This window comes from Mycobacterium sp. IS-2888 (assembly GCF_001954215.1).
Lineage (GTDB): Bacteria > Actinomycetota > Actinomycetes > Mycobacteriales > Mycobacteriaceae > Mycobacterium.
In genome coordinates this window covers 48,095-68,006 of the sequence record NZ_MBET01000007.1, presented here as the reverse complement: position 1 = coordinate 68,006, position 19,912 = coordinate 48,095, and the positions used below count along the sequence as shown (strand labels likewise).

The 19,912-nt window shown below is 66.7% G+C and carries 21 protein-coding genes, 1 tRNA gene and 2 pseudogenes; 6 read left to right on the top strand and 18 right to left on the bottom strand.

Features of this window, described 5'->3' with window-relative positions; translation table 11 throughout:
* The first annotated feature begins 101 nt into the window (after positions 1-101).
* Entirely contained in the window at positions 102-989 is an 888-nt protein-coding gene (locus A5745_RS00810; RefSeq protein WP_083679307.1) for a PAC2 family protein, read from the top strand.
* Positions 990-1,014: 25 nt separating this feature from the next.
* Here the strand turns inward: A5745_RS00810 and A5745_RS00805 are convergent.
* The 8 genes and pseudogenes from A5745_RS00805 to A5745_RS00770 form a co-directional block, all read right to left on the bottom strand.
* Positions 1,015-1,909: pseudogene (locus A5745_RS00805) on the bottom strand (SDR family oxidoreductase).
* Between the two features lie 89 nt (positions 1,910-1,998).
* A complete protein-coding gene (locus tag A5745_RS00800; protein ID WP_076114770.1) occupies positions 1,999-3,612 on the bottom strand; it encodes an alkaline phosphatase family protein in 1,614 nt (537 codons plus the stop codon).
* A 161-nt stretch (positions 3,613-3,773) separates the two neighbouring features.
* On the bottom strand, positions 3,774-5,030 hold the full coding sequence (gene mshC / locus A5745_RS00795; RefSeq protein ID WP_076114769.1) for a cysteine--1-D-myo-inosityl 2-amino-2-deoxy-alpha-D-glucopyranoside ligase: 1,257 nt from the start codon (positions 5,028-5,030) through the stop codon (positions 3,774-3,776).
* Positions 5,031-5,056: 26 nt separating this feature from the next.
* Positions 5,057-5,833, bottom strand: a complete 777-nt coding sequence (locus A5745_RS00790) for a 3'(2'),5'-bisphosphate nucleotidase CysQ (RefSeq protein ID WP_076114783.1) — start codon at positions 5,831-5,833, stop codon at positions 5,057-5,059.
* Between the two features lie 76 nt (positions 5,834-5,909).
* A complete protein-coding gene (locus A5745_RS00785) occupies positions 5,910-6,749 on the bottom strand; it encodes an SCO1664 family protein (protein WP_076114768.1) in 840 nt (279 codons plus the stop codon).
* A complete protein-coding gene (locus tag A5745_RS00780; RefSeq protein ID WP_076062398.1) occupies positions 6,733-7,320 on the bottom strand; it encodes a DUF3090 domain-containing protein in 588 nt (195 codons plus the stop codon). The genes A5745_RS00785 and A5745_RS00780 overlap by 17 nt, the downstream gene beginning before the upstream one ends.
* A gap of 63 nt (positions 7,321-7,383) precedes the next feature.
* Complete coding sequence (locus tag A5745_RS00775) at positions 7,384-8,199, bottom strand: histidine phosphatase family protein (protein ID WP_076114767.1); 816 nt, start codon at positions 8,197-8,199, stop codon at positions 7,384-7,386.
* A gap of 58 nt (positions 8,200-8,257) precedes the next feature.
* Positions 8,258-8,560, bottom strand: coding sequence for a hypothetical protein (locus A5745_RS00770; RefSeq protein WP_076114766.1), 303 nt, complete (start codon positions 8,558-8,560; stop codon positions 8,258-8,260).
* 122 nt (positions 8,561-8,682) lie between these two features.
* On the opposite strand from A5745_RS00770, the gene A5745_RS00765 reads away from it, so the two are divergent.
* Genes A5745_RS00765 through A5745_RS00755 form a run of 3 tightly spaced genes read left to right on the top strand, consistent with a single transcriptional unit; the run spans position 8,683 to position 11,116 of the window.
* Positions 8,683-9,759, top strand: a complete 1,077-nt coding sequence (locus A5745_RS00765) for a YncE family protein (protein ID WP_076114765.1) — start codon at positions 8,683-8,685, stop codon at positions 9,757-9,759.
* Between the two features lie 53 nt (positions 9,760-9,812).
* Positions 9,813-10,034 (top strand): DUF5703 family protein, encoded by a 222-nt coding sequence (locus A5745_RS00760; protein ID WP_076114782.1) that lies wholly within the window; start codon positions 9,813-9,815, stop codon positions 10,032-10,034.
* Positions 10,034-11,116, top strand: coding sequence for a quinone-dependent dihydroorotate dehydrogenase (locus tag A5745_RS00755; RefSeq protein ID WP_076114764.1), 1,083 nt, complete (start codon positions 10,034-10,036; stop codon positions 11,114-11,116). Before A5745_RS00760 ends, A5745_RS00755 begins: the two co-directional genes overlap by 1 nt.
* A 3-nt stretch (positions 11,117-11,119) precedes the next feature.
* Here A5745_RS00755 and A5745_RS00750 read toward each other — a convergent pair whose 3' ends face one another.
* The 4 genes from A5745_RS00750 to A5745_RS00735 are packed head-to-tail and all read right to left on the bottom strand — an operon-like array spanning position 11,120 to position 15,137.
* Positions 11,120-12,511: an HNH endonuclease signature motif containing protein gene (locus A5745_RS00750; protein ID WP_076114763.1), complete on the bottom strand. Its 1,392-nt coding sequence runs from the start codon at positions 12,509-12,511 to the stop codon at positions 11,120-11,122.
* Positions 12,512-12,542: 31 nt separating this feature from the next.
* Positions 12,543-13,124 (bottom strand): alpha/beta hydrolase, encoded by a 582-nt coding sequence (locus tag A5745_RS00745; RefSeq protein WP_240563054.1) that lies wholly within the window; start codon positions 13,122-13,124, stop codon positions 12,543-12,545.
* A gap of 54 nt (positions 13,125-13,178) precedes the next feature.
* Positions 13,179-13,709, bottom strand: coding sequence for a YbhB/YbcL family Raf kinase inhibitor-like protein (locus A5745_RS00740; protein WP_076062387.1), 531 nt, complete (start codon positions 13,707-13,709; stop codon positions 13,179-13,181).
* Positions 13,710-13,760: 51 nt separating this feature from the next.
* Positions 13,761-15,137 (bottom strand): M20/M25/M40 family metallo-hydrolase, encoded by a 1,377-nt coding sequence (locus A5745_RS00735; RefSeq protein ID WP_076114762.1) that lies wholly within the window; start codon positions 15,135-15,137, stop codon positions 13,761-13,763.
* A gap of 106 nt (positions 15,138-15,243) precedes the next feature.
* Between A5745_RS00735 and A5745_RS00730 the strand changes: the two genes are divergently transcribed.
* A tRNA-Leu gene (locus A5745_RS00730) sits at positions 15,244-15,329 on the top strand.
* An 87-nt stretch (positions 15,330-15,416) separates the two neighbouring features.
* On the opposite strand, the gene A5745_RS24140 is transcribed toward A5745_RS00730, so the two are convergent.
* Positions 15,417-15,623: a hypothetical protein gene (locus tag A5745_RS24140; RefSeq protein ID WP_076062384.1), complete on the bottom strand. Its 207-nt coding sequence runs from the start codon at positions 15,621-15,623 to the stop codon at positions 15,417-15,419.
* A gap of 88 nt (positions 15,624-15,711) precedes the next feature.
* On the opposite strand from A5745_RS24140, the pseudogene A5745_RS00720 reads away from it, so the two are divergent.
* Positions 15,712-16,479 (top strand): annotated as a pseudogene (locus tag A5745_RS00720) (phosphoribosyltransferase); the annotation flags it as partial.
* 3 nt (positions 16,480-16,482) lie between these two features.
* On the opposite strand, the gene A5745_RS00715 reads toward A5745_RS00720, so the two are convergent.
* The 5 genes from A5745_RS00715 to A5745_RS00695 form a co-directional block, all read right to left on the bottom strand.
* The gene (locus A5745_RS00715) at positions 16,483-16,776 is read right to left on the bottom strand and encodes a hypothetical protein (protein ID WP_076114760.1); all 294 of its coding nucleotides are present in this window, start codon (positions 16,774-16,776) and stop codon (positions 16,483-16,485) included.
* Positions 16,777-16,860: 84 nt separating this feature from the next.
* A complete protein-coding gene (locus A5745_RS00710) occupies positions 16,861-17,670 on the bottom strand; it encodes a DivIVA domain-containing protein (RefSeq protein WP_076062378.1) in 810 nt (269 codons plus the stop codon).
* Between the two features lie 274 nt (positions 17,671-17,944).
* Positions 17,945-18,235, bottom strand: a complete 291-nt coding sequence (locus A5745_RS00705) for a YggT family protein (protein ID WP_067007636.1) — start codon at positions 18,233-18,235, stop codon at positions 17,945-17,947.
* A 154-nt stretch (positions 18,236-18,389) separates the two neighbouring features.
* Positions 18,390-19,043, bottom strand: coding sequence for a cell division protein SepF (locus A5745_RS00700; protein ID WP_076062376.1), 654 nt, complete (start codon positions 19,041-19,043; stop codon positions 18,390-18,392).
* A gap of 67 nt (positions 19,044-19,110) precedes the next feature.
* Positions 19,111-19,902, bottom strand: coding sequence for a YggS family pyridoxal phosphate enzyme (locus A5745_RS00695; protein ID WP_076062444.1), 792 nt, complete (start codon positions 19,900-19,902; stop codon positions 19,111-19,113).
* Positions 19,903-19,912 lie beyond the last annotated feature (10 nt).

Here is a 19,912-nt window from a genome sequence, read left to right as displayed (position 1 = left end):
GCAGCCGCAGGTATTTCGACTGTAACTGGGCGGTCATGCCATAAGGATAGTCGGCCTATGCAAACGCCCTGTGTGTGACGGCACGCCGTAGGCTGATTTCTGTGACTCAGCCCGATGGCGGCCCGGATGGCGGCAAGCTGCCCGAACTGCACAACACGATCGTCGTGGCGGCGTTCGAGGGCTGGAACGACGCGGGCGACGCGGCCAGCGACGCGCTGGAGCACCTCGATGCCATCTGGGAGGCCGACCCGATCGTCGAGATCGACGACGAGGCGTACTACGACTACCAGGTGAATCGCCCGGTCATCCGACAGGTCGACGGCGTCACCCGCGAGCTGGTGTGGCCTGCGATGCGGATCACACATTGCCGGCCGCCGGGCAGCGACCGCGACGTGGTCCTGATGCACGGGGTGGAGCCGAACATGCGCTGGCGCACGTTTTGCGCCGAACTGGTGGCCATTGCCGACAAGCTCAACGTCGATACCGTCGTCATCCTTGGCGCGCTGCTGGCCGACACCCCCCACACCCGGCCGGTGCCCGTGTCGGGGGCGGCCTACTCCCCCGAGTCGGCGAAACGCTTCGGCCTGGAGGAAACCCGCTACGAGGGACCAACCGGTATCGCGGGCGTGTTCCAGGACGCCTGCGTGGCCGCCGGGATTCCGGCGGTGACCTTCTGGGCGGCCGTGCCGCACTACGTGTCTCAGCCGCCGAACCCGAAAGCGACGGTGGCGCTGTTGCGCCGGGTCGAAGACGTGCTGGACATCGAGGTTCCACTGGCGGACCTGCCGGCGCAAGCCGAGGAGTGGGAACAGGCGGTCACCGAGATGACCTCCGAGGACGAGGATCTCGCCGAATACGTGGTGTCGCTGGAACAGCGCGGCGACGCCGAGGTGGACATGAACGAAGCGCTGGGCAAGATCGACGGCGACGCGCTGGCCGCCGAGTTCGAAAAGTATCTGCGCCGCCGCCGTCCTGGTTTCGGGCGCTGACCCTAGGTCTTACCCAACTCCTCCCTTACCCAACTCCTCCCTTACCCAACTCCACGTTGTAGGAGCTGGTGGCGCGGCCGAGCGCGGCGACCTCGGCGTCCATCCGGGGCACCAGCTCGGCGCATGTCTTGCGCACGGGAAATTCGCCGACCGGCGTGGACAGCACCGGCTTGAGCCAGCGGAACACGGCGACCCAGCGCGGGCAGTACACACGCGACTTGCGGCCCTCAATGCCTTTGACGAAAGCGGTCGCGCACTTTTCCACCGAGGTCGTCTTGTTCAGCGGCCACGGGAGCGAAGCAAGCAGTTCGCCGAACGCGGGCATGTCTGCGGTGCTATCGCGGACCAGAGCGGTGTCGATCCAGGACATGTGCGCCAACCCAACGCCGACGCCGAGATGGCCGACCTCGAGGCGCAGCGCAGCGGCGAGGTGCTCGTTGCCGGCCTTGCTCATGTCGTACGGTGCCATCCCCGGGGCGGCCGCGAACGCAGCCAGCGAAGAGACGATCAGCACGTAGCCGCGCCGGTCGATCAGCGCGGGCAGCGTGGCGCGCACGGTGTGGAACACGCCGAGCAGGTTGACGTCCAGCACGCGCTTGACGGCCTCGGGATCGACCTGCAGCACCGAACCGTAGCTGGTGATGCCGGCCGTTGGCGATGACGACGTCGATGCCGCCGAAGCGTTCGACGGCCGCGGCGGCCGCGGCCTGCATGGCGGGCAGGTCCCGCACGTCGGCTACCACGGTCAGCACCTGGTCGTCGCCGCCGAGTTGGCCGGCCAGCGAGTCCAGCGCTGCCTTGTCGAGATCGGTCAGCACGAGTTTGGCGCCCTTATCGGCTAGCCGGCGGGCGACCTCGGCGCCGATTCCCCGGGCGCCGCCGGTGATGAAGACGATTTTTCCGTCCAGGTTGCCGTCCAGGTTGCCGTCCAGGTTGCCGTCCAGGTTCCCGGCCAGGTTGCCGTCCAGCTTGCTCATGAGACGAGGGTAATTCCCTTGGCGCGCACAGACTACGGCCAGTAGTCGTTCATCGGTTGCGCGAACTTGTCGTTGTTGGTGAGCCGCGGCATTCCGAGGGAATCCTCAATGGTGCGCAGCAGGCTGTAGTGGTTGTTGAAGTTGGCGGCGACGAGATGGCCTTGGCGCATACCGGAATTCGGTGACGGGATCACGATCATGGGGATGTGGTTGCCCTCGTTGCCCACACCCAGCGAGATGTTGTTGTAGTCCTCGTCCCAGGTGATGAAGATGGCACTGCGCTGCGTTCGAAATGCGGGCGAGTTCAGGATGATGGGCAGCGTGTCCGCGAGAAATTGGTCGCCGGCCTTGATGTTGTACTGATGATCCGTCAGCAGGCTGATGATGAACTCGAGGTTGACGGGGCCTTCCTGGTTGTGGTTTTCGTCGGCAGCCCACCAGACGAAGTTCGGCGTGGTGGACGTCGATGCGAGATCCGTGGCCATCCTTTGCAGCGGCAGCACGTGCGCCTGGCAGCGAGCGTCGTTGGCGGCGATGTCGTGGAAAGCGAGGAACGGTAGTTCGCCGGGACCGTAGGGACCCGCGGACTGCTTGAAGCACGGCTGCGGCATGGATTGCTCGTAGGCGGCCCATCCCCCGTGCGCCGCCTCGATGTTGTCGACGAGGTTGTGTTCGTCGAAGCAGTCCAGCTCGCAGTTGTAGTTGAAGCCGAAGTCGGAGCCGCCGAGGATCGGGTAGTAGTTCGGCAGGCTGGGGTGGGATTGGGCGTAGTAGTTCGAGCCGTATCCGTAGTTGTCGATGAGGCCGTTGGTGTACGGCGCGTTGCGGCTGCCGACGATGTCTTTCACGCCATGGTTCTCCAGATAGATCAGGAACACATGGTCGAGGGGGCCGACTTTCGACGCCGGCGGTGTGGGCGGCGGTGGGGCCGGCAGCGGGGCGCCGATAGTGAACGAGATGTTGTCGGCGTAGGCGTTGTTGTAGGCGCCGAACAACGGATTCTTGTCTTTCAGGGTCACGACCACACGTGCGCTGCGCGTGCCCGCGGGCACCGGCCCGGTGGTCTGGCGTTGCAGGAGTTTGGCATTCAACCCGCGATCGAGCAGACCGACCGGCCCGATCTTGCCCGGCGTGCCCAGCTGCGATCCGTCGGCGGCTAGGAAGGTGACGGTGACCGACGCTTCTGACGGGTCTTGTAACCAGCCCCCGAGCCATCCGCTCAAGGTGTAGGGCACGGTGCTGGTGTCGATCAGTTGCTTCGCGCCGGACAGGTCGACGATCTGGGCGAGCGTGGAGGTGGCGACGGGTCCGCCGCCGAAGAACTGCACGCCGCCGTCCGGGGGCCCGTTCTGGGCGCGGGGATAGCCTGCGGCCGCGGGGAGCATCGGCCCCGGTGACTGGAGAGGCCACGGGAGGCGGCGCAGGGTGCCGTATTTGATCACGGTCGGTGTGCCGGTCACGGTCCAGCCCGGGATCGTCACCGAGCTGTATCCCGACAGCGAAGGGTCGCCAAGTTCGGCGCCGGGATTCATCAGCAGGTTCGGGCTCTCCGTGGCCGCCGCCGATGCGTGCACGGTATCCAAAGCAAGGATTAGTATGCCGACGGTGCTGACCACGCCAGCCACACGGCGAAAACGACTGAGCATCAAGCAATCACCTTTGCGGTTGACGCGCGCTACGCGTTGCTCCGTCGATGGTGACCTATGACACGCCGTCCACCCAGATTGTTGTGCGGATCGAGACCCAGCAGTCGCTGATTAGTGACTTACAGGGCCACTCTTACAGGGCCCCTCCTACAGGGCCACTCCTACAGGGCCACTCCGAGGAGCGCATCGATCGCGGTGGCCACCAGCTTCGGCGCGCTCGCGTCGTGCCCGCCGTATTCCAGGGCGTCGGTGGCCCAACCATCAAGTGCGGCGATCGCTTTGGGAGTGTCCAGGTCGTCGGCCAGATAGCGGCGCACCCGGGCGACAACGTCGGCGGCGTCGGGGGCGGCGGGCAGCGCGGTCGCGGTGCGCCAGCGATGTAGCCGTGCGGTCGCATCGTCGAGCACCTGCTGGTTCCAGAACCGATCCGCGCGATAGTGCCCGGCCAGCAGACCAAGCCGAATCGCCGATGGCTCAACGCTTTGCGCTCGCAGCGCCGACACCAGCACCAGGTTGCCGCGGCTCTTGGACATCTTTTGCCCATCCCAGCCGATCATTCCGGCGTGCACGTAATGCCGGGCGAATCGCCTTTCGCCCCTTACACATTCGGCGTGGGCGGCGGTGAATTCGTGATGCGGAAAGATCAGGTCGCTGCCGCCGCCCTGGATGTCCAGGCCGCTGCCGATGCGGCTCAGCGCGATGGCCGCGCATTCGACATGCCAGCCGGGCCGGCCGGCGCCGAACGGCGACGGCCAACTCGGTTCGCCCGGACGTGCGGCCCGCCACAGCAGCGCGTCGAGCTCGTCGGTCTTGCCCGGCCGGTCCGGGTCGCCCCCGCGCTCGGCGAACAACCGAAGCATGGTGTCGCGGTCGTAGCCCGACTCGTAGCCGAACTGCGGCGTGGCGTCGGCCCGGTAGTAGATGTCGGGGTGCTCCCCCATTTCGGGGTCGACGATGTACGCGGCGCCGGAGGCGAGCATTTTCTCGACGAGTTCGACGACTTCGGGAATCGCCTCGGTCGCCGCGACGTATTCGCGTGGCGGCAGTATGCGCAGCGCCGCCATGTCCTCGCGGAAAAGGGCGACCTCGCGGTCGGCGAGCTCACGCCAATCGACGCCGTCGCGCTCGGCCCGTTCAAATAGTGGGTCGTCCACGTCGGTGACGTTCTGCACGTAGTGCACGTCATGACCGAGGTCCAGCCAGACCCGATGGACCAGGTCGAATGCCAGATAGGTGGCCGCGTGACCCAGGTGTGTCGCGTCGTAGGGGGTGATCCCGCAGACGTACATGGACGCGGTCGAACCGGGCTGAGTGCCGGCCGCCACCGGGCGCACCTGCCGGTCGGAGGTGTCGTAGAGCCGCAGCTCCGGGCCGCGTCCCGGAACCACCGGGACCTGTGCGGAAGACCACGCCTGCATAACGTCGACTCTAAACGCGCGCGGAATCAGCGAAATTCCTGGCGGATGGCACCGAGCAGGATCGGCGCCACCTCGGCACGGCACATGACGAAGTCGGGCAGGTACGGGTCGAGCTGGTTGTAGCGCAGCGGCGAGCCGTCGAGCCGCGACGCGTGCATGCCCGCTGCCATCAGTACCCCGGCCGGGGCCGCCGAGTCCCATTCCCATTGGCCCCCCGCATGCACGTAGGCGTCGACGTCGCCGTCGATGACGGCCATCGCCTTCGCGCCCGCCGAGCCGATCGCCACCGGCTGAATGTGCAGCGTCTGGCGCATGCGGTAGAGAACCGCGGGTGGGCGGGTGGCGCTGACGGCGATCCGGAAGGTGTGCGGAAGGCCTGTGCGCGCCGCGCCGTCGGTCACGGTATCGCTGCGATACACCGTGTTGCCGCGCGCCGGCAAAGCCACTGCCGCATCGGTGATTTCGCGGTGCTCGTCGGCGGGGACCCCGTCACGCTGCCACAGCGCGATGTGTACCGCCCAGTCGTCGCGCCCCGGCGTGGAGAACTCACGGGTGCCGTCCAACGGGTCGATGATCCACACCCGGTCGTGATTCACCCGCGAGAGGTCGTCGTAGGCTTCCTCGCTGAGCACGGCATCGCCGGGTCGCTCGGCGCGCAGTCGTCGCAGGATCAACTCGTTGGCCAGGCTGTCCCCCGCGTCGCCCAGTGCCCAGGGAGAATCGAAACCGATCTCCTCGCGCACCTTCAGCAGCAGCTCCCCCGCGTCCGCGGCCAGGTCGGCGGCCAGCGCGGCGTCCGTCATCTCATCCGGCGCCGGGGTCACCGGTTCAGTATTGCCGACCGGATTGCCGACCGGTACGCCCCGAAAGAGCCGCGCCCTAGAACGCCGGCCAGGGAATGGGGCGATGACGGTTCGGTTCCGGCATCACCGGGTTGTCCAGCAGCGCGTGGGCGCGCCTGCGCAGAGCCGCGATTTCGGCCCGGGTGATGTGGCCGGCCAGCTCGTCGCCGAACGAGTCGCCGAGGGCATCGGCGAGCGCGGCGACCGCGTCCAGCGTTTTGTCGTCGATCGGCTTGCCCGCCCAGCCCCACAACACCGTGCGCAGCTTGTTCTCGACGTGCAGGCACACCCCGTGGTCGACACCGAAGATGTGGCCCTCGATGTCGCGCAGGACGTGGCCGCCCTTGCGGTCGGCGTTGTTGATCAACACATCGAAGACCGCCATCCGCCACAACCGGATGTCGTCGGCGTGCATCAGGACGACCTCGTCGCCGGCGTAGTCGTAGGCCCGCAGGATGGGCAGGTAACCCCGCTGCGGTTTGCCGGCGGGAAACAGGTCGACCAGGTCGGGCCCGGGCCGCGCATCGGATGCGGAATCGGAATCAAGAGTGTCGCCCGGCTGCTCCACCCATAGCTGCAACATGCCGGGGCCCGCCGGCCCGTGACGAATCACGGTGTAGGGCACGATGTTCCAGCCCAGCTGTGTCGACACCAGATATGCGCCGAGTTCGCGGCCGGCCAGCGTCCCGTCGGGAAAATCCCATAGCGGCGCCTCGCCGGCGACCGGCTTGTAGACGCAATGCACACTGCGCTCACCCAGCGTCGACTCGCACAGAAAGGTGGCGTTGCTGGCCGAACGGATGCGTCCGAGGACCGTCAGCTCGCCGTCGCGCAGCACCTCACGTTCGGCCACCGCGTCGTCATTGCTCGGGTTCATCGTCGGGCCCGAGCAGCGCGCTGCGCTTATAGCCGTTGGTGCGCGCGCAGATGTGGCCCTCCGGGTCCAACGGTTCGTCGCACAGCGGGCAGGGCGGGCGCCCCGCCGAGATCACCCGATTGGAGCGGGTCGCGAACTGCCGGGCCGACTCCGGCGTCAGGAACACCCGGACCGCGTCGGGCCCCTCTTCGGTGTCGTCGAGCACCACCGAGGCGTCGAATTCGGCGTCGGTGACGGCGAGCAGTTCGACCACCACGGTCTGTGCCTCCGAATCCCAGCCCAAACCCATGGTCCCGACCCGAAACTCCGCGTCGACGGGGGTGATCAGCGGGTTGAGGTCGTCGACCTCGGCGGGCTCCGGTGGAACCGGCGTGCCGAACCGGCGATTCACTTCGAGCAGCAGCGCACCGATGCGCTCGGCGAGCACAGCGACCTGTTGCTTCTCCAACACCACCGACACCACCCGCGAATCGCCGACCGCTTGGATGTAGAAGGTGCGATTTCCGGGCTGGCCAACGGTGCCGGCCACGAAGCGGTCGGGGGTGCGGAAGACATGAATTGCGCGGGACATGGCACTTCCAAAATACCGGCAGTTGCCCTGGCCGTGCGATCCGATTCGGTTGTCCCGGCCGAACTAGTCGGTGGAGCCTCCGACCACCGCATCGCTCGGCGGCAGTTCGCTGACGGGCTCGACGGGCTCGTCGTTCTGGGGCTGCTCGTCTTTCGGGGGCTCTTCGTTCTGGGGCTCGTCTTTTTGGGCCTGGTCTTTTTGGGACTCGTCCTTCGGCTGTTGGTCCTTCTGGGGCCCGGCGCGCAACGCCGCCGACAACCGCGCCCCAGTGTGGTTGACGTGCAACACGAACGGACGCAGCGGTGTGTAACTGACCACGCTCACCGACCCGGGGTCGGCGGTGACCCGCTGGAATCCGTCCAGATGAATCCCGTAGGCGTCAGCGATCACCGACTTGATGACGTCGCCGTGGGTACACGCCACCCATAACGCATCGCCGCCATGTTCTCCCCCATATTCCAAGGCGATCCGCTTGTCGTGTTCGCGGACGGCGGCCACGGCGCGCGCCTGTACCTGCGCCAAACCCTCACCGCCGGGGAATACCGCCGCGCTGGGGTGGGCCTGAACCACGCGCCACAACGCCTCTTTCGCCAACTCGCCGATTTTGCGGCCCGTCCATTCGCCGTAGTCGACTTCGGCGATCCGCTCGTCGATGACCGGCTCGAGACACAGCGATTCGGCGAGCGGTTCGATGGTGCGTCGGCAACGCAGCAGCGGGGACGTTACGACCGCGCGGATCGGCAGGTCGCCGAGCCGGTCGATCAGCCCCGCGGCTTGCTCGCGGCCCTTGTCGTCGAGGTCGACGCCCTCGGAGCGGCCCGCCAGGATCCCGGCGGTGTTCGAGGTGGACCGGCCGTGGCGCAACAGGATGACGGTCATGTCACGACGACCGTACCCGCTGCGGGTGACTGCGACGGGATATGACTAGCTGACGTGCCTAGCGCGTGACGGGCACCGCGTGCGCGACCGAGTCGCGGACCGCCGCGGTCAGGCTGCGCACGTCGGTGACATCGATGTCGAACAGGCTGCGAACCGCCCTCGCGACTACGTCCTCGGCCTGCGGAACCGGCCCCGAAAGCCGCGGCCGGTAAACTTCGACGACGAGCGAACGATGCTCAATGTGGAAGGAAAAACTGCGTCCATCACCGACTTGTCCATACCCGCTGGCAAAAATGCCTGTCGAAATGTCTTCGATAGCAAACTCTTTGTCTGCGGTATGCCGGTCAACGATGACGGTCATATCGCGACCATACCTCTCCAGAACGACCGCGTGTGGGCAACATGGTCAGATTGGATGCCAGATTGGATGCGAAACCGTTCCTTAAAATGTGAACTCCATGCTCCCCACTCGAAGGTCGATTGTTGCTGTCAGGGCATAGCTGCTTAAAGAGCTGCCGCTTTGTCGGTCTGTTGCTTTTGCTGGCGCTGGTCGTCGGTTGTTCGTCGAACCCGCTCACGTCACCGAAGCCGCCCACGATCGAGCCGGCACGGGCCGCCGAATCGCCGCCGGTGTCGGCGCCTCCAGCCGGTGCGGTCAGACCGCTACCCGGTGACGCTCAGGCCGCGGTATTCGACGGCGACACTCACCAGCTGGCCGTCCTGGTCCCCGGCGCCGATCCGGCGGCGCCCGCGAGTGTCGCGGTGTTCGGTGGCGCGCAGGCCGCGGCGCGTGCGACCGCGCTGCAGGGCCCGGCGGCCGCCCTGACCGGCGACGGCCACGGCACCGCCTACCTGGCAACACGCGGGGGCTATTTCGCGGTCGATCTAGCCGCCGGGCACACGACGCAGGTCGGTGTCAGCGGTGCCGAGCGGGTCGATTTCACCGCGATCGCGCGCCGCGCCGACGGCAAGCTGGTGTTGGGCAGCGCCGACGGTGCCGTCTACATACTCGCCTCCACACCCGCCGCGCCTCACAGCGATGGCACCGCTAGCACCGCGAAGGTCGAAAGCCGGAACAAGATCTTCGCCCGCGTCGATTCCCTTGTGACACAAGGAAATACGGCGGTGGTTCTGGATCGTGGGCAAACCTCGGTGACCACTATCGGCGCCGACGGTCGCGCCGAGCTTGCGCTGCGGGCCGGCCAGGGCGCGACGACGCTTGCCGCGGATCCGCTGGGCCGAGTCCTGGTCGCCGACACTCGCGGCGGCGAACTCCTGGTCTACGGTGTGGACCCGCTAATCCTGCGTCAGGCCTATCCGGTGCGCCAGGCCCCCTACGGCCTGGCCGGCTCGCACGCGTTGGCCTGGGTGTCCCAGACCGCGACGAACACGGTGATTGGTTACGATCTGTCAACCGGAATTCCCGTCGAAAGGGTGCGATACCCAACCGTGCAGCAACCCAACTCGCTGGCCTTTGACGATGCGTCGGACACCTTGTACGTGGTGTCGGGGTCGGGAGCGGGCATCCAGATCATCGAGCGCGCGGCAGGCGCGCCGTGACGAGTCGGGCCGCGCCGCGGTGGAGTCGGCTGCCGGCGGGCTGGGTCGCCGAGATGTCCGACGAGTACGAGTGGATACCGTTGCGACTGCCGCCCGAAGTGACCCGACTCAGCGCGTCCATTCGGCTGTCCATCGAGGCCGAGTACCGCGGCTGGGAACTCACCCGGGTGCGGTTATACACCGACGGCAGTAGGCGGGTTTTGTTGCGCCGTAAGAAATCTCGCCTCGACGCTGCGGGCTCCCCGGGTCGGCGGCCCGACCAGCCTGAGCTGTGATGTATCGCCTTCTTCGCCGGCTGTTTTTCATGGTGCCGCCGGAGCGCATCCACACGCTGGTTTTCGCCGTGCTCCGCGCCGGCACGGCCCTCGCCTTGACACGGCGATTGCTGCACCGGCTGCTGGGCCCGCGGGACCCGGTGCTGGCGAGCACGGTCTTCGGGCTGCGCTTTCCCGGACCGCTGGGCCTGGCCGCCGGTTTCGACAAGGACGGCATGGGGCTGCTGACGTGGGGGGCGATGGGTTTTGGCTACGCCGAAGTGGGGACGGTGACCGCCCACCCGCAGCCCGGCAACCCGGCCCCGCGCCTGTTCCGGTTGCCGGCCGACCGAGCCCTGCTGAACCGGATGGGGTTCAACAACCGCGGCGCCGGGCAGCTGGCGATCCGGCTGGCCCATCAGCGGCCCGAGGTGCCGATCGGGGTGAACATCGGCAAGACCAAGGACACCCCGGCCACCGACGCCGTCGACGACTATCGGGCAAGCGCGCGACTGGTTGGCCCGCTTGCGTCGTATCTGGTGGTCAATGTCAGCTCGCCGAACACTCCGGGGCTGCGCGATTTGCAGGCGGTCGAGTCGCTGCGGCCCATCCTGTCGGGCGTACTCGCCGAGACGTCGGCCCCGGTGCTGGTGAAGATCGCGCCCGATGTCTCGGATTCCGACATCGACGACATCGCCGATCTGGCAGTCGAATTGGGCTTGGCCGGCATCGTGGCCACCAATACGACGGTGTCGCGTGACGGCCTGGCCACGCCGGGCGTCGACGAGCTGGGCAGCGGCGGCATTTCTGGGCCGCCGGTCGCGGCCCGCGCCACCGAGGTGCTGCGCAGGCTCTACGCGCGAGTCGGCGACCGCATGGTGCTGATCAGCGTTGGGGGCATCGAGACGGCGGACGACGCCTGGGAGCGGATCACCGCGGGCGCGTCGTTGCTGCAGGGGTACACCGGCTTCATCTACGGCGGGGGCTTGTGGCCCAAGCACATTCACGACGGCATCGCCCGGCGGCTGCGCGACGGCGGGTTCGCCTCGCTGGCCGACGCGGTCGGCTCGGCGGTGAGAAAGCCGGAGCGGCCGCCGGGCTAGATCTCAGGCTGCCCCGTCCTCGTCATCTTCGTCCTCTGCCGCGCCGCCTTCCTCGTAGAGCGCCTTCTCGGGATGGTGGAAGGTGTTGGTGCGGGGTTGGCCGTAGTCGAGGTGGCGCGGCGGGATCCAGTCGGTGTCACCATTTTTGCGTTTTCGGGTGGTCCAGCCGCCCGGCTGGACGAGTTTGTGATCGGGGCCGCAGGCCAGGGTGAGCCCATTGATGTCGGTGCGGTGGGTGGTCGCCCAGTCTTCGACGTGATGCACCTCGCACAGGTAGCCGGGCACATCGCAGCCGGGACGCGTGCAACCACGATCCTTGGCGTACAGCACAATTCGCTGAGCGGGCGACGCCAGCCGTTTGGTGTGATACAGGGCCAGGGCTTCGCCCTTGTCGAAGATCGCAAGGTATTGATGCGCATGACGGGCCAGGCGGATGACGTCGGACATGGGCAGCAGGGTGCCGCCGCCGGTGAGCCCCCGACCGGATGCCGACTCGAGGTCTTTCAGCGTGGTGGTCACGATGATGGATGCCGGTAACCCGTTGTGCTGGCCAAGTTTTCCCGATGCCAGCAGCGCGCGCAGCGCGGCATTGAGAGCGTCGTGGTTGCGTTGCGCGGTGCTGCGGATGTCGCGCCGTGCCACTTCCTCGGCGGGTGGCCCATCGACCGTCGGGATGTCGTCGTCGGGGTTGGCCATGCCGGGGGCGGCGAGTTTCGCCAGCACCGCCTCGAGGGTAGCGCGGGCCTCAGGCGTCAACCAGCCGCTGAGCCGCGACATCCCGTCGATGTGTTGTGTGCTGAGGTTCAGCCCACGGCGTCGCGCGCGATCCTCGTCGCTGAAGTTCCCGTCCGGATTGAGGTAGGCGGCGAGTTGCCTCGCGAGATTGGCAAGGTGGTCGGGCCGAAACTGGACAGCTAGACCGGCCAGCTGCGCTTCGGCGCACGCGCGAGTATCGAGGTCTACCGAGCTTGGCAACTGGTTGAAGAATCGCCGGATCACGTCGACATGGCCGGCGCCGATCTTGCCTTCGCGCTGGGCCACGGCCGTTGCGGTCAATATTGGGGGCAGCGGTTCGCCGGTGATCGCACGGCGCGCACCCAGGTCGGCGGCCTCAGCCACCCGCCGGCGGGCATCGCCGCGGGTGATGCGCAGTCGGCCGGCCAATGCCGCGGCCAGTGTGCCGCCCAGCTCCTCAAGCGGTGCCTGCTCGGCGAGCTGATTGATGAGTTCATGGCCCGGCACCCGAAGCCTCCGCGTCTCGCGCTCAGGTTGCTCGAGCAAGGTCAACCGCTCCGGCGTGGTGAGCGCGTCGTACCGGTGAGCGACAATCCGCGACATCACCTCACGCAAGGCGGCGTAGTCCGCCTCGATCTCCTCGCGACTACTCGAATGCATGTTCGAATGCTATCGGCGCCCACCGACAAGATCACCGCCGCAGGTAGTCGGCGACGAAATCGACGGTTCGGCGATGCCACTCGGCCCACCTCCGGACCATGTAGTGGCCGGCGCCCTCGACGCCCACCCACTGAGCGGCCAGCCCGCGCTCACCGGCCCGCAACGTCTGCATGCGCGATGCACCCGGGTCGGTCCAGGTATCTGCGGTGCCATGCAGCACCAGCAGTCGAGTGGCCGGCGGAATCAGCTCACCATCGCCGCCGACCCACCACGGCGCGAGCGCCACCACCGCGCCCACGTCGGAACCGCCCGCCAGGTGCGCCGCTACCCGGCCGCCCATCGAATGCCCCACCAACACAATGCTTTTCGGCTCAAACCGGTTGCGCACCGCGTCGAGCACATGCTTGGCGTCGCGCAGCGCGTCCAGGCGGGGCCCATTCCACCCGCGATACCGATACTGGACCCGACGCACCTCGACGTCGGGCCCGAGCCGGCGCCGCAACGCCTTGGCCACCAACATCATCCGGACGTTGGCCAGTTGCCACCACCGGGAGGCCTCTTCGCTTCGCGCCTTGCCGCCCGGCAGGACCAATACGCACCCGCGCGGTTCCACAATCTTTATTCGGAGCCGATGTCGACGCGGACACGATTCCCAACTGCAAAATCCTTAGGTCTGTTCGTACGTCCCGTAGATGTAGGCCCGCGCGATGGCGTGCTGGAACAGATTGAAACCGAGGAACGCGGGGCTGGCGTCCTCGGGCAGGTCGAGCTTGTCGACGTCGACGGCATGCACCGCAACGTAGTAGCGATGCACGCCATGACCGGGGGGCGGCGCCGCACCGACGTAGCGGCGCATCCCCGCGTCGTTGACCAATTGCAGGGCGCCGCCGGGCAACTCGCCGCCATTACCGGCATCGTCGGGCAATTCGGTGACGTCGGCGGGCAGGTTGGCTACGGCCCAGTGCCAGAACCCGGACAGCGTCGGAGCGTCGGGGTCGTAGACGGTGACCGCGAAGCTACGCGTCTCGTCGGGGAATCCCGACCAGCTCAGCTGCGGGCTGACGTCTTCTCCCCCGGCGCCCAGGATCCCGCTGATCTGCGGCGTGGCGAGCGGCTGGCCGTTGGTAATCGAGTTCGAACTCAGGCTGAAAAACGGCAGCTTGGGCAGCGCGTCGTACGGGTCGGTCGGCAAGCTCATGGACGATCCTCTCTCTTAACGATTGACCTAGCAGTGGGTCTAGCAGTGGGTCTAACAATGTGTCAGGAAGTGGGCCAGCACGTCGGTGCCGAACCGTAATGCGTCGACGGGTACCCGTTCGTCGACGCCGTGGAACAACGAAGAGAAGTCCAAATCCGGAGGCAATCGCAGCGGGCTGAAGCCGAAGCAACGAATACCCAAGCGCGCGAAGGATTTTGCGTCGGTACCGCCGGAAAGCATGTAGGGAACCGTCCGGCCGTCCGGGTCGATGGCGAGCACGGCTGCATTCATCGCGTCGACCAGGTCCCCGTCGAAGCTGGTCTGATACGCCGGCAAATCCCTGATCCATTCGCGGGTCACGTCGGGGCCGATCAACTCGTCGATTTCGGCCTCGAACGCCGCCTGCCGACCGGGCAGCACGCGGCAGTCGATCACCGCTTCCGCGGTCGCCGGGACGACGTTGGCCTTGTATCCGGCTTTGAGCATCGTCGGGTTTGCGGTGTCGCGCAGCACCGCATTCAGCATGCGGGCCATCGGCCCCAACTTTTCGATCGTCCCCTCCAGATCGGCCGAATCGGTGTCGAATGTCAGACCGGTCTCCTCGCTGATGGCGGCCAGGAACTCGACGACGGTGTCGGTGAGTACCAGCGGAAACTGGTGGCGGCCCACCCGCGCGACGGCCTCGGCGAGGACGGTGACCGCGTTCTGATCGTTCACCATCGAACCGTGCCCGGCCTTGCCGCGGGCGGTCAGCCGCATCCATTGGATGCCCTTCTCGGCGGTCTCGATCAGGTACAGGCGGCGGTCGCCGCCGTCGGGACGCGGCACCGTGAGGGAAAACCCACCCACTTCACCGATGGCCTCCGTGATCCCGTCGAACAGATCGGGCCGGTTGTCGACCAGCCAGCGCGCCCCGTACTGGCCGCCGTGCTCCTCGTCGGCGACGAACGCGAACACGAGGTCGCGCGGCGGCACGATGCCATCACGCTTCAGCTTGCGAGCGACCACGATCATCATGCCGACCATGTCCTTCATGTCGACCGCGCCGCGGCCCCAGACATAGCCGTCCTCGACCGCTCCGGAGAACGGATGGACACTCCACTCGGCCGGTTCGGCCGGGACCACGTCGAGATGCCCGTGGATGAGCAGCGCGCCGCGCGATCGGTCCGCGCCCTCGAGACGGGCGAACACATTGCCCCGTCCGGGCGCGCCGGATTCGAGGTATTCGGGCCGATATCCGGCATCCTCGAGCTGCTCGGCGACCCAGCGCGCGCACTCCGCTTCACCCTGTGTGGTCTCGGGATCACCGGTGTTGGTGGTGTCGAAGCGGATCAACCTGCTCACAACTTCGACCACGTCATCCCTGGCCTTATCGGGGGTGGCGTGGGGCACGTCGGTCTCACCGGTCACAACCACCTTTCCTACCATTGCCCCGACCATCGCCGGGGCCGACGGGCGGCGGCGCGGAGCCACCAGCTGGGTTGGGTCCGCCCGGGCCCATCCGATAGCCTTAGCTGCCAACTCTCGTTGGTCGGTCCGAGTGGCGGAATGGCAGACGCGCTAGCTTGAGGTGCTAGTGCCCTACTAATGGGCGTGGGGGTTCAAGTCCCCCCTCGGACACACGAGCGAGGCGAGCGAAATGGACGCTCGCGTTCATTTCCGAGCCGATGGAGTGTGTTGAGCGGCGAAGCCGCGATCACACCGTATTTATGGGCCGGAGTGCCGCTTTGGCGGTGGATAGACAACTCGGGCGATGGTCGCCGACAGCCACCCGATCACCCATCCCGCGAAAACCAGAACAAACTTGTGCCTGGTGCCGCTGTCCGCCGCGGACCCGACCCCGGCCAGGATGACGGCCCACACAATCGCGCAACCGACGCTGTAGGCCGTATAGGTGTGGAAACGCCGCCTCATCTCGCAGGTCCTCTCGATCTTGTTCGCGCACAACGCTATCCAGTTCGAGATAACGATCCAATCCTGACCGCGGTTGCCGCAAGGGCGTGGCGTTCGGCAACCGCTTCTTCAGGCTTGCGGGCAAACCTTGCGGGCCGACGTAGTCTGGATGGAGGCCAATAGCGGGAAGTGCAAACCAATGAACCCACCTAGTGGCTTTCTGCGGCGGACGGCGATGCGGACTTTCCGCGACCGCGGCGAAGCCGGTCGCGCGCTCGCGGGGGAGTTGACGTCCTATCGCGACGAAGGCAACCTGCTGGTCCTTGGGCTGGCGCGGGGTGGCGTTCCGGTCGCCTGGGAAATCGCTGCGGCCCTGCGCGCTGAGCTTGACGTGTTCCTGGTTCGAAAGCTCGGGGTGCCGCGCTGGTCCGAGCTCGCGATGGGCGCGTTGGCCAGCGGCGGCGGCGTGGTGATGAACGACAACGTGATTTCCAGCCTGCACATCACCGACGAGCAGGTGCGCGAGGTGATCGACAGCGAGACGGCCGAGCTCGAGCGCCGCGAACGCGCATACCGGGGCGGGCGCCCGCTCTCCGATCCGGCGGGCAAGACCGTGATCTTGGTCGACGACGGCATCGCCACCGGCGCCAGCATGATGGCGGCGGTACGCGCGATTCGTGCGGCCAGACCGCGATCGATCGTCGTCGCGGTCCCGGTCGGGCCGGAGTCAGTCTGCCAGGAGCTCGCGCGCGAAGCCGACGACGTCGTGTGTGCGACTATGCCGCCCGCGTTCGAGGCCGTCGGACAGGTCTACGAGGATTTTCACCAGGTCAGTGACGACGAGGTGCGCGAGCTGCTCGCCAAGCCGACAAGCTGAGTTCTACTTGGCCTCGTCGCTACCGGCGTCCTTGGCCGCCTCATCGGGCACTTCCTCCGGATAGTCAACTGGGTAGTCGACGCCGGCTTCCTCGCCGTCCCCGGACCCTTCTTCGGCGACCGCTTCTTCGCCCGAGTCACGCCGCTGGCGCTCCCGCAGGGCGTCGACGATCAGCAGCACGACGCCGATGACGCTGGCGGCAATGCACACCCACGCCACCAGCTCGTTGCTGGTCACGACCGCGAACACCAGCGCGACGAGCCCGATCAGGGCCAATACGAGCGCAATGATCAGCATCGGTCATCCTCCAGCAACGGGCGGGACTGTCAGGCCTAGTGCGGGTCCAGTCTGCCAACCCGGCAGTCCGGCACGGATGGCGGGCTAGTTGTTACCCCGATTGAATTGGTCGAACCCGCCGGCGTCCGCGCTCGAGTCGACGGGCGCCGCCGAGCCGCGCTGGCCGAGTTCCTCGAGCTGAGATTCCAGGTAGGTCTTGAGTCGGGTGCGGTACTCGCGTTCGAAAGTACGCAGCTGCTCGAGCCGGCCTTCCAGCACCGTGCGCTGCTGGTTGATGGTTCCCATGATCTCGGAATGCTTGCGTTCCGCGTCGGCCTGCAGCGCGTCGGCCTTCTCCTGGGCCTGGCGCAACTGCGTCTCGGAGCGGGTTTGGGCGTCGGCCAGCATCGCGTCGGCACGCTGCCGGGCCTCGGCGACAGTGCTGTCGGCGGTGCTGCGGGCCTCGCTGAGGATTTGGTCGGCGTTGGCGCGGGCATCGGCGAGCATCTTGTCCGACTCGGCCTTGGCGGTGCTGGTGAGCCGGTCGGCGGTGTCCTGAGCGAGGCTCAACACCCGAGCGGCCTTCATGGCCTGTTCCTCGGTGCTTCCCGCGAACGCCGCCGGTTCGGGTGCCGCCACGGGCGCCGGCTTGACGGGCTCGGGTTCTGGTTCGCGGACAGGGATCGCCTGAGTGGGCTGGGCCGCAACGGAGGGGCCGGCGCCGCCCCCGGCGGCCAGCTCCCGGTCGAGCTCCTCGATCCGTTGGCGCAGATCGGAATTCTCTTCTATGAGCCGCGTCAGCTCGTTCTCCACCAAGTCGAGGAAGGCGTCGACCTCGTCCTCGTTGTAACCGCGCTTGCCGATTGGTGGCTTACTGAACGCCACATTGTGGACGTCGGCTGGTGTAAGCGGCATTGTTCGTTCCCCTCAAGTTCCTGTCAAACGTTCTGGAAAGTGTAGAACGGAGTGGTAGCCGTTGTGCAACTGCCGCCCATCCTGTCACACCAGACTCGGCGGTTGCCGATTAGGCCGATAAATAAGAACCAATTTCACAGACTAAGAGCAATAAAATCCCAATCCTTAAAATTTTAAAATTGCGCGCATCAAACCGACGTCGAACCGTGGCCGAACCGTCGCCGGTTGCATGCGGGTAGGTGTGGCATGTAGGTAGGTGTTGCCTGCGGGTGGGTCATGCCGCGGCGCCGAACGCCAGTTGCATGCCGATGAACGCGACCAGCAGCAGGACCATGATGGACAGGTCGAAGCGCACGGCTCCGATGGTCAGTTGGGGGATCAGCCGACGTAGTAGCTTCACCGGTGGATCGGTGATCGACATGATGATCTCCAGGATCACCACGGTGATGCCGGTGGGACGCCAGTCACGGCTGAACGAGCGGATGAACTCGACGACGACCCGGGCGATGAGCAGCAGCCAGAAGATGAACAGCGCAAACCCAAGGATCTGAAAGAACAGCACCAACGAGAGCCCGACCTTACCGATGAGAAGACCGACGGTGTCTGACGACGTCAGTCGCCAGATGTCAGTCGCCGCACGCTAGCGCGGCAATGGCCAGCGTACCGACTGCGCGCACGGTCACACATCAAGTGTGGGCCGCATCGCAGCTCGGGCGGGGTTATTGGTAAGCGTAGAAGCCGGTTTCGGCGATCCGGCGACGCTCCTCCGGGGTGACGTCGACGTCGGCGGGCGACAGCAGGAACACCTTGGTCGCGACCTTGTCGAACGAGCCGCGCAGCGCGAAGGCCAGGCCGGCCGCGAAGTCGACCAGCCGTTTCGCGTCGGCGTTGTCCATCGACACCAGGTCCATGATGACCGGGGTGCCATCCCGGAACCGCTCGCCGATGGTGCGGGCCTCGCTGTAGTCCTTCGGCCGCAGCGTCGTGATCTTCGACAACGGGTGGCCTTCTTCGAACATCATCGCCATCCGGCGTGGGTCCATCGCCAGCGCGCCGCGGGTGGAGTTGCGCAACCACGACCCGAGGCGCGGCCTGCTCATCTCGGACCGGTCGAAGTCGCGGGGATGGACGGGGCTGTAGCGCGGTTCGTCGCCGTAGCCGCCGCGATAGCCACCGGGCGGCGGGTAGTCGGGCTCGCCGCGCAGGTCCCCGCGCGGATCGTCGTAGTCGCGCCCCTCGTAGCGGCCGTACCCATCGTCAAAGCGAGGGCGCGGGAAGCCGCGCGACGGAGCGTGGTCGTCGTAGTACTCGTCGTCGTAGTCGTCCATGGGGGCCATACCGAAGTAGGCCTTGACCTTATGCAGTGTGCTCATTGCGTTGACCCCTTCTAGCCCCTGGGATTATTGGTGTCCGTGATGAAGGTGTGACTACAGTGACTACTCACGGTGACGGTAACCGCCGCGGGCCCAATAGCGCGGTACCGACACGCACACACGTCGAACCATGTTTGACGGCAATTTCCAGATCGTCGGACATGCCGGCGGATAGGCCGACCGCGTTCGGGTGCGATTCGAGCACCCGGCGGTGCTCCGATTGCAGCCGCCCGAAGGCCTCGTCCGGGTCCCAGTCCAGCGGCGGGATGCCCATCAATCCGACCAGCTCCAGACATTTCGCCTGCTGAACCCGCCCGCAGACGTCGTCGACGGCCCCCGGCACCCGAACGTCGACGCCGCCGCGCGACGCGTCGCCGTCGAGGCTTACCTGCACGTAGACCCGCAGCGGGTTGTTGCGACTGCCCTCGGCCAAAGCAGCTGCGACGGCCCGGTCGAGCGCGGTCACCAGCTGCGCGCTGTCGACCGAGTGGGCGGTGTGGGCCCAGCGCGCCAGGGAACGAGCTTTCTTCCGCTGAATCCGCCCAACCATGTGCCAGTGCAGTTCCCGCCAATCCGCGTGCCCCGTATCCGTTCGGCCCGCAGCTTGTGACAATCGAGTGAGTTCGGCCACCTTTGCCGCGGCTTCCTGCTCCCGCGATTCGCCAACGCACCGACAACCCAATCGAGACAAAATCGCAACATCGGTTGCTGGAAAGAATTTGGTAATGGGGAGAAGTTCAATTTCGCCGACATTGCGACCCACCGCTTCCGCGGCCATCGCGAGTCGCGAACGCACCGCCGCCAACGCATGAGTCAATTCCGATTCGCGGTTTCCTTGGCTCGCCCCCGCCGCCCCCATGTCCACCGCC